7 protein-coding genes are annotated in these 15495 nt (G+C 68.3%); 5 read left to right on the forward strand and 2 right to left on the reverse strand.

Annotated features, from left to right (window positions below; genetic code table 11):
• Nucleotides 1-15 precede the first annotated feature (15 nt).
• Both SYV04_RS04335 and SYV04_RS04340 read left to right on the forward strand, forming a co-directional pair.
• Nucleotides 16-5871, forward strand: a complete 5856-nt coding sequence (locus tag SYV04_RS04335) for a DUF3320 domain-containing protein (protein ID WP_321544301.1) — start codon at nt 16-18, stop codon at nt 5869-5871.
• A gap of 110 nt (nt 5872-5981) precedes the next feature.
• The gene (locus SYV04_RS04340) at nt 5982-6770 is read left to right on the forward strand and encodes a LamG domain-containing protein (protein ID WP_321544302.1); all 789 of its coding nucleotides are present in this window, start codon (nt 5982-5984) and stop codon (nt 6768-6770) included.
• Here SYV04_RS04340 and SYV04_RS04345 read toward each other — a convergent pair.
• Nucleotides 6767-7129, reverse strand: coding sequence for a nuclear transport factor 2 family protein (locus tag SYV04_RS04345; RefSeq protein WP_321544303.1), 363 nt, complete (start codon nt 7127-7129; stop codon nt 6767-6769). The two genes, SYV04_RS04340 and SYV04_RS04345, sit on opposite strands and share 4 nt — an antisense overlap.
• A gap of 216 nt (nt 7130-7345) precedes the next feature.
• On the opposite strand from SYV04_RS04345, the gene fusA reads away from it, so the two are divergent.
• From fusA to SYV04_RS04360, 3 genes are all read left to right on the forward strand, one after another.
• A complete protein-coding gene (gene fusA, locus SYV04_RS04350; RefSeq protein WP_321544304.1) occupies nt 7346-9460 on the forward strand; it encodes an elongation factor G in 2115 nt (704 codons plus the stop codon).
• A gap of 128 nt (nt 9461-9588) precedes the next feature.
• The gene (locus SYV04_RS04355) at nt 9589-11067 is read left to right on the forward strand and encodes a DEAD/DEAH box helicase (protein ID WP_321544305.1); all 1479 of its coding nucleotides are present in this window, start codon (nt 9589-9591) and stop codon (nt 11065-11067) included.
• A gap of 15 nt (nt 11068-11082) precedes the next feature.
• Nucleotides 11083-13017: an ABC-F family ATP-binding cassette domain-containing protein gene (locus SYV04_RS04360; RefSeq protein ID WP_321544306.1), complete on the forward strand. Its 1935-nt coding sequence runs from the start codon at nt 11083-11085 to the stop codon at nt 13015-13017.
• Between the two features lies 1 nt (nt 13018).
• Here SYV04_RS04360 and SYV04_RS04365 read toward each other — a convergent pair whose 3' ends face one another.
• Nucleotides 13019-15472 (reverse strand): ABC transporter permease, encoded by a 2454-nt coding sequence (locus tag SYV04_RS04365; protein ID WP_321544307.1) that lies wholly within the window; start codon nt 15470-15472, stop codon nt 13019-13021.
• Between the last annotated feature and the right edge of the window lie 23 nt (nt 15473-15495).

The following is a 15495-nucleotide window of genomic DNA, read 5'->3' on the forward strand; positions in this document are numbered from 1 at the left end:
GCCTCCCGAGGAACCATGACCGTACTCGCTCCTGCCTCGCCCTGGGCCTCGCTCCAGGTGCAGTTCACCGCCGCGCCCACGCTCAACTTCGCGATGGAACAGAGCGGAGTCCCCCTCGTCAGGGATGTGCTCCTGCGCAACACCGGCGCAGCCGCGCTCGGCCCCTTGGTGCTGGAGGTGCAACTCCTCCCCGACCTGGGCGATGCGGTCCGAGTTCCCGTTCCCGAACTCCCTGCGGGTGAGGAATTGAGCCTCGGAGTCATCGATCTGCGCTTACCCGCGGGCCGCCTGCGCACCGTGACGGAGAGCGAGCGGGCCCGGCTCCGATGGGCGCTTCACCATGGGGACAGCGTCATCGCCGAGAGCGCCGTGGACGTTGAAGTCCTCCCCTACAACCACTGGCCCGGCGCGCGTGCTCCCTGGGGGCTGTTGGCCACCTTCGTCACGCCCAACCATCCCGTCATTCCAGAGTTGCTCAAGGACGTGCGAGTACTGCTGGAGCAAGCCGTGGGCGATGGCAGCCTCTCTGGCTACCAGAAGCGCAACCCCACCCACGTGCGCACCATGGTGGCCGCACTCTACGAGGCACTCCAGGCACTCAACCTCGGCTATGCGGAGGTGCCCCCAAGCTTCGAGAAACATGGCCAGAAGGTACGGCTGCCAGATCAGCTCCTCCGCGAGCGGATGGGGTGCTGCCTGGATCTGACGCTTCTGTGCGCCTCCGCACTGGAGGCCATGGGCCTCTACCCGCTCCTGCTCCTCGTTGAAGGCCACGCCCTGCCCGCGGTGTGGCTCATCGATGAACGCTTCCCCGAGGGAAGCGTGGAAGACGCCGCGCGTCTGCGCAACCTCGTCGCGCTTGGCCACCTGCTCCCGTTCGATGTCTCCACTGCCGTCAGTGCCGGTAGGCCTGCTTTCGAGCGGGCGCACGCAGTGGCTCAGCAATATCTCGCGGACGATTCACGCTTTGTCGTTGCCCTCGACGTGAATGTCCTGCGCTTCGATCGCTACAAGCCCCTTCCCTTGCGTACGGTCGAGGCTCCCGCGCCAGAGCGCGCCTCCTCCGAACCCGCTCATGCACGCATCCGCGCCATCCTGGAGAGTGCAGCGGCCGCCCCGCCGCCCGTTGAAACGAAGCCCCCATCGGCCCAGCTCAAGTCTCGCTTCGAGCGATGGAAGGAGAAACTGCTCGACCTCACGCTCCGCAACCGGCTGCTGAACTTCCGGCTCGACACCCGGGGAGCGCTGCCGCTCCACGTCCCAGATCTGGCGGCCTTCGAGGATGTCTTCTCCGCGGGAGATGCCTACGAGCTGCTCCCCGCCCCCGAGGAGGATGGCCGGGACGCACGCGCCACGAGGCTTCAGCAGGCGCGAAGCACCGAGGAGGAACTGGCCGAGCGGCGCCGACAAGACCTTGCAAAAGGCCTCCTCCATTCGTCACTGCGACAGGCCGAGCTGTGGTCCCGCGCGCGGCACTTGGATCGGACCGCACGCACCGACATGGAGGAGGGCGGAGCCAACACGCTCTACCTTGCCATCGGAATGCTGCGCTGGTTCGAGGAGGGCGACCCCACGGAGCGTCTGGCGCCGCTGCTACTCTACCCCGCTGCCTTCCGCCTCGATCGCGACCGTAAGCGCGTGCGTCTGGTGCGGGAGGCCGAGGATCCCATCGGTAACGTGACCCTCTCCGAGAAGCTCAAGCGTGACTATGGGTTGGATGCCAGCGCGCTCACCACGCTAGAGAGCGACGAGAACGGGCTGGACGTGGCCGGCATCCTCCAGGCCGTGCGCAAGGCCATCCAGAGCCGTGCGGGGTGGGAGGTCCTGGACCAGGCCCACCTGGGCCATTTCACCTTCTCTCGCTTCCTCATGTGGAAGGACCTGGAGGACAACGAGAGCGTCCTCTTGGACAACCCCCTCGTGCGCCACATCGCCGCTGCCGGGGCATCCACACCTCCGGTCAATGGCAAGGAGTACGCTCCTGATCGCATCGATGGGGAGGTGGCACCCGCCGAGTTGCCCTGCGTCGTCAACGCTGACTCCACGCAAACAGCCGCGGTAGCCTCGGCGCTCTCGGGCCGCTCCTTCGTCCTCCAGGGCCCCCCCGGCACCGGCAAGTCCCAGACCATCACCCAGCTCATTGCCGCTGCGCTCGCCCGGGGAAAGACCGTCCTCTTCGTCTCCGAGAAGATGGCCGCGCTCGACGTGGTTCACCGGCGGCTCAAGGACGTGGGGCTCGAGGACTTCTGCCTGGAACTGCATAGCCACAAGAGCAACAAGAAGGAGGTGCTGGCCTCCTTTGCCCGAGCCTTCGAACGCACCCAACGGACCCCCGAGCCACGATGGGAGGAGCGCTCGGCCGAGTTGGGAGCCTCGCGTGAGGTGCTCAACGCCTACGTCCTCGCGCTCCACAAGCCCTGGCCCCTGGGAATGAGCATCTATGGAGCCACCAGCCGGCTGCTCGCCTTGCGCAACCTGCCCGAAGTGCGCCTCCCGCTCTCCACCCCCCAAGAGTTCACCGAGGCCCGACTCCGCGAAGCGCTCGCCGAGGTGAACGAACTCTCTCGCAAACTCTCCGCTGTGCGCACTTTCGGCGCCCACCCCTGGAGTCCGGTGCGAGGGCTCACCTGGACCAACGCCCTCGAGGAGCAGATCCACCTCGCCCTCGGCGAAGCGCACGCGGCACTCGAGCATGTGGAGAAGCAGGCTCCCTCCCTTGCCGCGACGCTTGGCATCGCCGTGCCAGACTCCACTCAGGGACTGCGCGCCCTCACGGAGCTAGGCGAGGTGCTCTCCACGGGACCGCTGCCCTCCGTGGCATTCGTGGACGATGCCTGGCCCGACACGGTGCGACAGGTAAAAGCACACGCCCTATCGCTGCGCGAGCAGTCCCTGCGCGAGTCCCATCTCGCCTCTCGATGGAAACCCGAACTCTTCACCCAGGATCTGCCTGGGCTCCAGCTGCGCTTCCAGAAGTGGGCGGGGGCGTTCGTGCTCCTGGCCTTCATCTTCCTCTGGAGCGCGCGCCGGCTGCTCAAGGAACTCTCTGCCCGCGAGCTGCCAGGCAATCCAGACATCGCCAAAGACCTCGACGCCGCCCTGAAGGTGCTCGAGCAGCGGCCCCGGCTTGCCGAGCAGACCCAACTGCTCACCAGCACGCTGCGGGGCCTGCCCGCCGCGGAAATCGAGAGACCGGAGACGCTGGAGTTGCTCGTCCAGCGTTCCGCGCAGGCAAGAGAGCTCCGAGACGCACTCGGTGTACCGCGTGTGCAGCTCCCCTCCAGTCCCGCTGAGCTCGAGGCATTGGCGCTCAAGACCCGGGAGCTGCGTGCCGCCCTCGATCGCCTTGCCCGCGCCGAGGAGTCTCTCGCTGGGCTGCTGAAAACCCACCCCTGGGAGCCAGCGACAGCCTCGGACCACCGTCCCTCTCTGCGACGCCAGCTCGATGCGTGGCGTCAGGGGCTCAAGGCGTTTCGCCCCTGGTGCCTCTACCAGGCACAGGCGGAGCGACTCCGGGCACTAGGCCACGGCCCATTCGTGGAGGCGGTAGAGACCCAGGGACTCTCGGCGGATCGGCTGGGGGAGACCTTCGAGCGCGCTGTGCTCTCCGCGTGGACCCGCGCCCTCCAAGACGCGGAGCCCGCGCTGCGAGACTTTGAAGGCACTGCCCACTCGGGACGCATCGAGCGCTTCCGCCAACTGGATGCCGACCATCTCTCGCTGTCCCGTCGCAAGGTCATCTCGGCCTTGGAGCGGCAGCTTCCCACGGGCTTCTCTCTCTCGGCGGAGACCTCCGAGCCTGGCATCCTCGCGCGCGAGCTGCGCAAGAAGACGCGCCAGATGGCGCTGCGCAAGCTGTTGGGCTCCGTTCCCAATCTCGCACGGCGGCTCAAGCCTTGCTTCCTGATGAGTCCGCTGTCGGTGGCCCAGTACCTGCCCGCCGAGGGCCAACGCTTCGATTTGCTCGTCTTCGACGAGGCCTCACAGATCGGCACCCACGACGCGATCGGCGCCATCGCACGGGCCAATCAGGTCATCATCGTTGGCGACTCGAAGCAGCTGCCACCCACGGCGTTCTTCACCCGAGGCGATGACTCCGAGGCCATGCCCGATGAGAACGACATCGTCGAGTTGGAGAGCATCTTGGAGGAGGCGCTGGCCAAACAGCTCCCGCAGCAGATGCTCGGGTGGCACTATCGCAGCCGGCACGACAGCCTCATCGACTTCAGCAACCGGCAATACTACGAGGGGCGACTGCACGTCTTCCCCGCGGCCCGGGCTCATGTGGAGGACCTCGGTATCAAGTGGCACCCCGTGCCGGACGGTGTCTATCAATCCAAGACGACGGGCAAGACCGCGGCCATCAACCCACGCGAGGCGGAGGTTTTGGTAGCGGAACTGGTGCGCGCCCTGCGCCGTTACACGCCTCAAGAGCGCACCTTTGGCGTCGTCACCTTCAGCGTGGTGCAGCAGCAGCTCATCCTGGATCTCCTGGACGCGGAGCGCGCCAAGGCTCCAGAGCTGGAGGCGCACTTCACGTCTGCCGAGCCCGTCTTCGTGAAGAACCTGGAGAATGTGCAGGGTGACGAGCGGGACGAGATCCTCTTCAGCATCTGCTACGCGAAGGATGCGTCCGGAAAACTGCGGATGAACTTCGGCCCGCTGAGCCGAGCGGGCGGGGAGCGGCGGCTGAACGTCGCGGTCACCCGCGCACGCTGCGCCTTGCGCGTGTTCTCCACGCTGACGCACGACCAGATCGACCTGTCGCGCACCTCCTCCGTGGGTGCGCGACACCTACGCGAGTTTCTAAGACGGGCCGCGGAAGCGGGCAGCGCCTCGGCTGCCGCGGCTGATCGTGAGCCCTCGGGCATGCTGGAGCGAGAGGTGGCCACGGCCCTGCGCGGACTGGGCCACACGGTGCATTCGGACGTGGGATGTGGCGGCTACCGAGTGGACCTGGCGATCGTGCACCCTGAGCGCCCTGGAGAGTACTTGCTGGGCGTGGAGTGTGACGGGCCCCACTACGGCTCGGCCGCGAGTGCCCGGGACCGCGACCGCCTGAGGGCCGATGTGCTGCGCGGCTTGGGCTGGCGGCTCCACCGGGTGTGGTCGCCCGAATGGAGCACGGACCGGGAAGGACAGGTCAAACAGCTCACCGAGGCGATCCAACAAGCCCTGAAGGCCGCTCGTGAAGAACCGCCGCCCCGCGCCCTATCGCTCGACATGGCTTCGGTGGAACCAGCCACCCACTTGTCCGACGGAGAAGCCCCAGCACCGGAGCACCCCACGAACGCGGCGAGTCCCGCCTCCACACCCGCCTCGCCCGTAAAGCCCTATGTGCCCGCGAAACTCCCACCGGTTCGCGATGGCGCCGACCTCTTCGCGCCCACGTCGACCCTGCGTCTCCGAGAGCAACTGGAGGCAGTGCTGAGACAGGAGGCTCCCCTGCATGAAGAGTTGCTCGCACGGCGCATCCTGGAGGCGTGGGGGTTGAGCAAGCTGACGCCGCGAGTCCGGGCCCGCCTCGAGGAGCAACTCGGACAGCTCGTCCAGCGGGGCGCGGTACTCGCGCAGAATGAGTTCCTCTGGTGGGCCGAGCGCAACCCAGCGCAATACACGGAGTTCAGAGGCCCACATGAGGAACGCGAGGCCTCGCAGCTGCCACCTGAGGAGGTCGCCAACGCGGCGGCCTCGGTGCTCGCCCAGGCGCTGTCACTGGGGAAGGACGATCTCTGCCGGGAAACGGGCTACCTGTTCGGCGTACAGCGGCTGACACGTACTGTGCGCCCCGTGCTGGAAGCCGGCATCCATCACTTGGAGCGCACAGGGCGATGTGCCTACGAAGGCGAGCGTGTGGTGTGGAAGCGCTAACCAGCCCTCACCAGCGCCCTTTTGTAAAACCTGTCTGACAGTCAGACAGGTTTGTCGTGCTGGGCACGCCCAAGGACCCCTTTATGCCCCCCCTGATGAGAGCCTGCACTTTGATCACCGCGCTGGCACTGGCCCCCCTGGCCTGTGTCCGGAACGCGCAGCCCCCTACCTCCCCCGCCCCCGAGACCACCGCCTCGGCCGCGCCAGCCACGCCCCAGGAGAAATGCCCGCTGGGGATCATCCACTGGTGGGAGCCGGACTTGGAGAAGGGCGTGGCGGTGGATGCCATCAGCGGCCGGCAAGGCGCTCCCCGAGGCGACCCCACCCTCTCCCCGAGAACCGAGTCGAGCCAGGCCTTCGCGTTCGATGGCTCCGACGACTACGTCGAGATCCAATCGATGAGCTTGAAGGCCCTGGAGCCCACCCGGGCCCTCACCGTGGCGGCGTGGATCAAAACGACCCCGACAGGGCGCCTCCGGGCCATCGTCGGAAAGATCTCCGCCCAGGAGCCCCGCTCGGGCTACCTGCTCAGCATCGATGAGGGTGGGCGGGTGCGCTGTGACCTCGGCAGCGACTCGCAGGCCCGGCGCTTCGCGACCGTGCTCTCGGGCACTGCCCTCGCCGATGACGGCTGGCACCACGTGGCCTGCACCTTCAGCGGGGTCGACGCTCGGGTCTTCATCGATGGCGTCTCCCGGGGCGGCATGCCCTACTCCGCCAGCCTGGGCACCCACACGGAGCCCCTGCTCATCGGCAAGGACTCCTTCCGCCTCGGCAGCCGCCACTTCCCCGGGCTCATCGACGACGTCGTCCTGTTCAACCGGGCCTTGTCCGCCGAGGAGCTCGAACGGCTGATGAAGCTCTCCCCCGACGCCTGCCGAGCAGGCGACCGTCCCTAGCCGTGGTAGACGCGCGAGGCGACGATCTTCCCGCCCTTGACCTCCAGCACCTCGGCCACGGGCATGGGCGCATCCCCGGGCGCATGGCGCATGTACTCCATGAAGACCCGGTCCCCGTCCGCCGTCAGCGCCGTCTCCTCGTAGCGCAGCCCCGGCAGCCGGGCGATCGCCTCCCGCCACCACTGGGCCAGCGCCTGCTTGCCCACCAGTCGGCCCCCCGTCTCCGGGTGCAAGACCCGGATTTTCGGCGAGGTGTGGGTGGCATCCTCGGCATAGAGCGCCACCAGGGCCTCCACGTCATGGGCGTTGAAGGCGCGCAGCCAGGCCCGCGCCAGGGAGAAGTTTTCGGACGCGCTCATTGTTGTTAAAGCCTCGGAAATCCGCGGTGCCGGTCCCGGTCCTGCGGAAGCAAGGCTCCTCCTATATAAGAAGGGCAGCCCGATCGGTAGGCGGGGGTGGGTGGCCGTAGGTCCCCACCGTCATGCGGATTTGGCTGGAAACTTGAACCTGTGGGAAGTAGAGGCCCCGCCTGCCCTGTTCCCACAGGCGTTTTTTAAAAGAAGAAGGACCGGATCGTGGCCTCCAACGTACCCATCGAAAACATTCGCAACATCGGCATCTCCGCCCACATCGACTCGGGCAAGACGACGCTGTCTGAGCGCATCCTCTTTTACACGGGCCGGATCCACGAGATCCACGAGGTCCGTGGCAAGGACGGCGTCGGCGCGAAGATGGACTCGATGGATCTCGAGCGCGAGAAGGGCATCACCATCCAGTCCGCCGCCACGTACGCCATGTGGGGCGACCACAACATCAACCTGATCGACACCCCGGGACACGTGGACTTCACCATCGAGGTGGAGCGCTCCCTGCGCGTGCTCGACGGCGCCATCCTGGTGCTGTGCTCCGTGTCGGGCGTTCAGTCCCAGTCCATCACCGTGGACCGGCAGATGAAGCGCTACAAGGTTCCGCGCATCGCGTTCGTCAACAAGATGGACCGCGCTGGCGCCAACTATGACCGCGTGGCCGCTCAGCTGAAGGAGAAGCTGAACCACCACCCGGTGAAGCTCCAGTACCCCATCGGCGCCGAGGACCGCTTCCAGGGTCTGGTCGATCTCGTCAAGATGAAGGCCTTCTACTTCGACGGCGAGAGCGGCGAGAACGTGCGCGAGGAGGCGATCCCCGCGGACATGCTCGACGAGGCCAAGCAGCGCCGTCAGCAGATGATCGAGGGCGTGGCCGAGGTGGATGACTCGCTGGGAGAGCTGTTCCTGGCGGACGCGGCCATCAACGAGGAGCAGCTCGTGGCGGCCATCCGCCGGGCGACCATCGCGCTGAAGATGACGCCGGTCATGTGCGGCTCGGCCTACAAGAACAAGGGCGTGCAGTTGCTCCTCAACGCGGTGTGCAGCTACCTGCCCAACCCGAAGGAGGCCACCAACGAGGCCCTCGACCAGAAGAACAACGAGGCCAAGGTCATCCTCGAGTCGGATCCGGCCAAGCCCTTCGTGGGTCTGGCGTTCAAGCTCGAGGACGGGCGCTACGGGCAGCTGACGTACATGCGCGTCTACCAGGGCAAGGTGTCCAAGGGCGACTTCATCTTCAATCAGTCCAACCAGAAGAAGGTGAAGGTTCCCCGCATCGTGCGCATGCACGCCAGCGAGATGAACGACATCACCGAGGGTCAGGCTGGCGACATCATCGCCCTGTTCGGCGTGGAGTGCGCCTCGGGCGACACGTTCACCGACGGCACCGTGCAGTACACGATGACGTCCATGCACGTGCCGGACGCGGTGATCGCGCTGGCGGTGGCTCCGAAGGAGCGCGCCGCGACGGCCAACTTCTCCAAGGCCCTCAACCGGTTCACCAAGGAGGACCCGACCTTCCGCGTTCACCGCGACGAGGAGAGCGCCCAGACGATCATCAGCGGCATGGGCGAGCTGCACCTGGAGATCTACATCGAGCGCATGCGGCGCGAGTACAACTGCGAAGTCATCGCCGGCAAGCCGCAGGTGGCCTACCGCGAGACGATCAGCCAGAAGGGCGAGTTCGCCTACACGCACAAGAAGCAGACCGGTGGTTCCGGTCAGTTCGCGCGCGTGTGCGGCTACCTCGAGCCCCTTCCGTCCGACGCGGTGCAGCAGTACGAGTTCGTGGATGACATCGTGGGCGGCTCCATCCCCCGCGAGTTCATCCCCGCGTGCGACAAGGGCTTCCAGGAGGCCGTGAAGAAGGGCAGCCTCATCGGCTTCCCCGTGGTGGGCGTGCGCGTCGTCATCAACGACGGTGCGTTCCACGCGGTGGACTCGAGCGAAATGGCGTTCAAGACCGCGGCCATCATGGGCTTCCGTGAGGGCTACGCCGCGGCCAAGCCCGTCATCCTCGAGCCCGTCATGAAGGTGGAGGTGCAGGCGCCCGAGGACTTCCAGGGCTCCGTCGTCGGCCAGCTGAACCAGCGCCGCGGCACCATCCTCAGCACGGAGAACCGCGAGGGCTACCTGGTGGCCGTGGCCGAGGTGCCGCTGAACAACATGTTCGGCTACTCCACGGACCTGCGCTCCGCCACCCAGGGCAAGGGCGAGTACACGATGGAGTTCGCCAAGTACTCCCCGATGCCGAAGAACGAGGCGGAGGCCCTGATGGCGGCCTACCGCGAGAAGCTGGCGGCCGAGCAGGCCGCGCGCAAGTAAGCGGTTCGCGCGGACGTTAAAGCAGTTCCATGCAGTTCCGGGAGGGCGCCTCGCGGGTGGAGGCGCCCTCCTCCTTTTTTCCGGGCCCTGCTTTCGCGGGCGTCCACACGCACCCGCGATAGGGACTCATGACTTTCGATGATTTGAAGCTCGCCGAGCCGCTGCTCCGCGCGGTGAAGGCCGAGGGCTACACCACCCCCACCCCCATCCAGCAGCAGGCCATCCCGCCCGCGCTCGAGGGCCGGGACGTGCTCGGCTGCGCCCAGACGGGCACCGGCAAGACGGCGGCGTTCGCGCTGCCCATCCTCCAGCGGCTGGCGGCTGGCAATCCTCCCCCCGCGCACGGCCGCCCCATCCGCGCGCTCATCCTCACCCCCACCCGCGAGCTGGCCAGCCAGATCGTCGAGAGCTTCCAGGCCTACGGCCGCTTCACGAAGCTGACGTGGGCCGTCATCTTCGGCGGCGTGGGCCAGAACGCCCAGGAGCAGGCGCTCCGGCGCGGCGTGGACGTGCTGGTGGCGACCCCGGGCCGCCTGCTGGACCTGATGAGCCAGAAGCTCGTCTCGTACAAAGCGCTCGAGGTGTTCGTGCTGGATGAGGCCGACCGCATGCTGGACATGGGCTTCATCCACGACGTGAAGCGCGTCATCGCCTCGCTGCCCCAGAAGCGCCAGACGCTCTTCTTCTCCGCGACGATGCCGCCGGAGATCCAGGCGCTCTCCAAGAGCCTGCTGAAGGATCCGGTGCGCGTGGAGGTGGTGCCGCAGTCCACCACCGCCGAGAAGGTGGAGCAGCGGCTGTACTTCGTGGAACGGGAGCAGAAGCGCCACCTGCTGGTCCACCTGCTGGGCGACGCGAACATCCGGCGCGCGCTGGTGTTCACGCGCACCAAGCACGGCGCCAACCGGGTGACGAAGCAGTTGATGGGCGCGCACATCTCCGCCGAGGCCATCCACGGCAACAAGAGCCAGAACGCGCGCGAGCGTGCGCTGGACGCCTTCAAGGACGGCAGCTGCCGGGTGCTGGTTGCCACGGACATCGCCGCGCGCGGAATCGACATCGACGGCATCACCCACGTCATCAACTTCGACCTGCCCAACATCCCCGAGTCCTACGTCCACCGCATCGGCCGCACGGGGCGCGCGGGGGCCTCGGGCACCGCGTTGTCCTTCTGCGACATGGAGGAGCGCGAGTACCTCCGGGACATCGAGCGCACCATCCGGCGCGCCGTGCCCGTGGTGAACGACCACCCGTACCGCTCCGGCACCCCCGCTCCCGTGGCGGGCACGCCCGGCGCGGCGCAGGCCCGGCCGGCGCAGCAGCACGGCGGCCGTCCCCACGGCGGACAGCGGTCTCAGGGCGGCCAGCAGCGCTCCGGCGACGCTCGGGGCGGTGGTGGGCAGGGCCCTCGGGGCGACGGGCGTCGGCGCAGGCGGGGTGGCGGGAGTGGCGGGAGTGGCGGGCGTCCGGGTGCCTCCGCGGGAGGCTCCCGCCAGGGGCACGGGCAGCAGCGAAGCTCGGAGGGACGCGGTGCGGCTCCCGCGTCGGCCCCCCAGGCTTCCCGGCCGCCTCCCCCTCCGGTTCGCACCGCACCGAAGTGGCTCTGAGGTAAAGAGGGCCCCGTGACCCTGCTCCGCGCCGCCAACGTCCAGCTCTCCTTCGGCAGTCGTACCGTCTTCCAGGGGCTCACCCTCACCATCGAGGAGGGTGAGCGCGTGGGCCTGGTGGGGGTGAATGGCTCCGGCAAGTCCTCGCTGATGAAGATCCTGGCGGGGGTGGCGCGAGCGGACACCGGGGAGCTGCAACTGCGGCGCGGCGCGCGTGTCACGTACCTGCCGCAGGAGCCCGAGTTCGCCGAGGGCGCCACGGTGGCCTCGGAGCTGTCAGTCTCCCAGGGGCCGCTGAAGGAGGCGCTGGCGGCGCACGCGGAGCTGAGCCGCAAGCTGGAGTCCACGCCCGCGGAAGGACAGGCCAAGCTGCTGGAGCAGTTCTCCGCGCTGTCCGACCGCATCGAGCACCTGGGCGGGTGGGACACCGAGCACCACGCGAAGACGCTGCTGGATCGGCTGGGCGTGAAGGACTGGGACCGGCCGGTGGCGCAGCTCTCCGGTGGCCTGCGCAAGCGCGTGGCCATCGCCCGGGCGCTGCTCACGCGGCCGGACCTGTTGATGCTGGACGAGCCCACCAACCACCTGGACGCGGACACCGTGGACTGGCTGGAGGAGGAGCTGGACAAGCTCCCCGGCTCACTGCTGCTCGTCACGCACGATCGCTACTTCCTGGACGGGCTGGTGGACCGGATGGTCGAGATCCAGCCCGGCGAGGGCGTCGTCTCCTACCCCGGCAACTACGAGGCCTACGTCGAGCAGAAGCTGGTGGCGCAGGAGCAGGCCTCCATCGCCCAGCACAAGCGCGAGCGGTGGATTGCCCAGGAAGTGGCGTGGCTGCGGCGCGGCCCCGAGGCGCGGCGCACCAAGAGCAAGGCGCGCATCGATCGGGCGCGCAAGCTGATGGCGGAGAAGGGCTTCGAGCGGCCGAAGGTGGCGGCGCTGCAGACCGTGGCGGCGCCCCGGCTGGGGCACACCGTCATCGAGGCCGAAGGGGTGCGCAAGTCCTTCGGCGAGCGGAAGGTGCTCCAGGGCGTGGACTTCCGGCTCCAGCGCGGCGAGCGCGTGGGCTTGGTGGGACCCAACGGCGTGGGCAAGACGACGTTCCTCCGGGTGCTGCTGGGCGAGGTGCCACCGGATGACGGCAAGCTCGTCATCGGCAAGAACACGAAGGTCGCCTACTACGACCAGACCCGCGCCTCGCTGGACCCGGAACAGACGGTGTACGAGGCGGCCTCGCATGGCGAGGACTGGGTGGAGATGGGAGACCAGAAGATCGCCCTGCGCGACTACCTGGACGACCTGCTGTTCCCGGTGCCCATGCAGCGACAGAAGGTGCGCGCACTGTCGGGCGGTGAGCGCAACCGGCTGCTCCTGGCGCGGCTGTTCCTGGAAGGCGCCAACGTGCTGGTGCTGGACGAGCCCACCAACGACCTGGACATCGTCACGCTGAACATCCTGGAGGGGCTGTTGCTGCGCTTCACCGGCAGCGTGTTGCTGGTGACGCACGACCGGTACTTCCTGGACAAGGTGGCCACCTCTATCCTCGCCTTCGAGGGCGAGGGGCGCGTCGTCCGCTACGAAGGCAACTATGCGATGTACCGGCGCCTGAAGGAGCAGGCCGAGGCGGCCCAGGCGGCGACGGCGGCTCCCGCGTCCGCGCCGAAGAAGGAGGCCCCCGCCCCTGCCCCGTCCGAGGCGTCCAAGCCCGCGCGCAAGCCCGGCAAGCTCTCTTATAAGGAGCAGCGGGAGCTGGACGGGATGGAGGCGGCCATCGAGGCGGCGGAGACGCGCAAGGCGGAGCTGGAGGCGAAGCTGGCCGACCCGACCGTCTACAGCAGCGCCTCGAAGGTGCCCGAGCTGCAGCGCGAGCTGGAGACGGCGACCACCGAGGTGGATCGGCTGTACACACGCTGGCAGGACCTGCAGAACCTCGTCAGCGGCGCCTGAGCTATTCCTCCCTCAGCGCCACCATCGGGTCCACGCGCGAGGCCCGCATCGCCGGCAACCACGTGGCCACCAGCGCCACGGCCAGGAGCACGCCCGGCGCCGCGATGAAGGCCACCGGGTCCAGCGCGCTCACCTGGACCAGCAGGTGCGACAGCAGGCGGGTGAGCCCGAAGGCTCCCGCCACGCCCAGCACCAGCCCCGCCCCCACCGTGAACAGCCCCCGGCGCATCACCCGCCACACCACCTGCGAGCGCGTGGCTCCCAGCGCCAGCCGCACCGCCAGCTCCTGGGTCCGCTGGTTCACCAGATAGGACAGCACGCCATAGGTGCCCAGGGTGGCCAGCACCAGCGCCAGCCCCGCCATCAGCCCCATCAAGAGCGTGCTGAAGCGCCGTGGGCCCATGGAGCGGGTGACGAGCGTCTCCATCGAGACGGCATCGGAGACGGGCTGCTGCGGGTCCACCGTCTGGACCTCGCGCTGCACGGCGGCCGCGAGCGCTCCCGGCTCCCCCGAGCCCCGGACCAGGAGGCTCAGCGGGATCAGGGTCATGTACCGCGCATGGAACGTCTCGGAGATCTGCGTCAGCGGAAGGTAGATGACGACGGGCGTCTCCTCATGCAGCCCCCGCTCGCGCACGTCGCCCACCACGCCGATGACTTCCCGAGGCACCGGGTCCATCATCAGCGGAAGCGAGGACGCCAGGGTGACGAACTGTCCGATCGGGTCCTTCCCGGGCCAGTAGCGCCGCGCCGCGGCCTCGTTGATGACCGCGACCGGCCGGCTCCCATGCCGATCCAGGTCATCCAGCAGCCGCCCGCGCACCGGCGTGAGCTTCAGCGCCCGGAAGTAGCCCCCCGTCACCGCCCGGTAGAGCGCGAATCCGGTTCCCGAACGCTCCCCGTCCCGCGAGGCGCCATGAAGGGCGAAATCCGTCCCGGGTCCATCCTCGAAGGGCAGCGTCAGCGTGAAGCCCACCGCCTCGACGCCCGGCACGGCCTGCCCCCGCTCCACCACGCGCTGGACGAACCGCTGGAAGTCCTCGAGCCGGCGGTAGCGCACCTCGGGCACCGACAGCTTCATCGTCAGCACGCCCGTCGGGTCGAAGCCTGGGTCCACGCCCCTCAGCCGGGAGAAGCTCTTCACCATCAGGAAGGCGCCGATGAGCAGGATGACCGCGAGCGCCATCTGCCCCACGACCAGCGCCTGGCGTGTGCGGCTCCCCTTCACCCCCAGGGTGGCGCGCATGGCGCTGACCTGGAGTGAGCCCCGCGGCTCCATCCGGGAGGCCTGCCACGCGGGCAGCACCCCGAAGAACAGCCCCGCGAGCATGGACACGCCCAGGGTGAACGCCAGCACCGCGCCGTCGATGCGGATCTCCTCCTGCAGCGGAAGCCTGTCGGGCGACAGCGCCAGCAGCCCCGGCAGGGCCACCACCGCCAGGAGCAGCCCCAGCACGCCTCCCGCGCCGGAGAGGAGGACGCTCTCGGTGAGCAACTGTCGCGCGATGCGGCCCGGCGTGGCCCCCAGCGCGGTGCGCAAGGCCAGCTCCCGCTCCCGGCCCGTGGCGCGGGCAAGCTGCAGGTTGGCCAGGTTCACACACGCGATGAGGAGCAGCAGCACCACCGCTCCCAGCAGCACCAGCAGCGCCGGTCCCGTCTGCCGAGCGATGGCTTCACGGAGCGCGTGGACCTGGAAGACCGTCTGGGGACGGAGCAAGTCGGGTTGGCTCGCCCGAAGCTGCTCACCCTGCTCCCGCACCAGCGCGTCCACACGCTCCAGGGATATCCCGGGTTTCATCCGCACCACCACCACGAGGTAGTGCGAGTTCTCCGCTGCGACCAGATCCAGCCGCAGCGGAGTCCAGAGCTGCGCGGTCTCCGGATAGCGGAAGCCCGGTGGCGCGACGCCCACCACGGTATGACTCTCGCCATTGAGGGTCACGGACTGGCCCAGCACCTCCCGCCGGCCTCCGAAGCGGCGCTGCCACAGCTCATGGCTCAGCACCACCACCTGGGGCCCGCCCGGCAGGTCCTCCTCGGGCAGGAAGCCCCGGCCGAGCGCGGGCCGCAACCCGAACACCTCGAAGAAGGACCGCGTCACCCGTGCCCCCTGCACGCGTTCGGGGACGGCTCCCTCGTTCAGGTTGAAGCCGCCGGTGAACAGCGGGTAGGCCGCCAGCTCCGAGAACAGCTGCTCCTGCTGCCTCAAGAACGCGTACTGCGGCACGGACAGCGGAGACCAGACGTTGGTCGCCACGTCCCGCCGCGACACCCAGAAGAGCCGCTCCGACTCCGGGAAGGGCAGGGGCCGCAGCAACACCCCGTTCACCACGCTGAAGATGGCCGTGTTGGCCCCGATGGCCAGCGCCAGCGTGAGCACCGCCACCACCGTGAAGCCAGGGCTCTTGCGCAGGAGTCTGGCGGCGAAGCGCAGATCGTCGCGCACCTCAGTCATACATCCCCTTCCCCGATGAGCTC

It is taken from the genome of Hyalangium ruber, from assembly GCF_034259325.1.
Lineage (GTDB): Bacteria > Myxococcota > Myxococcia > Myxococcales > Myxococcaceae > Hyalangium_A > Hyalangium_A rubrum.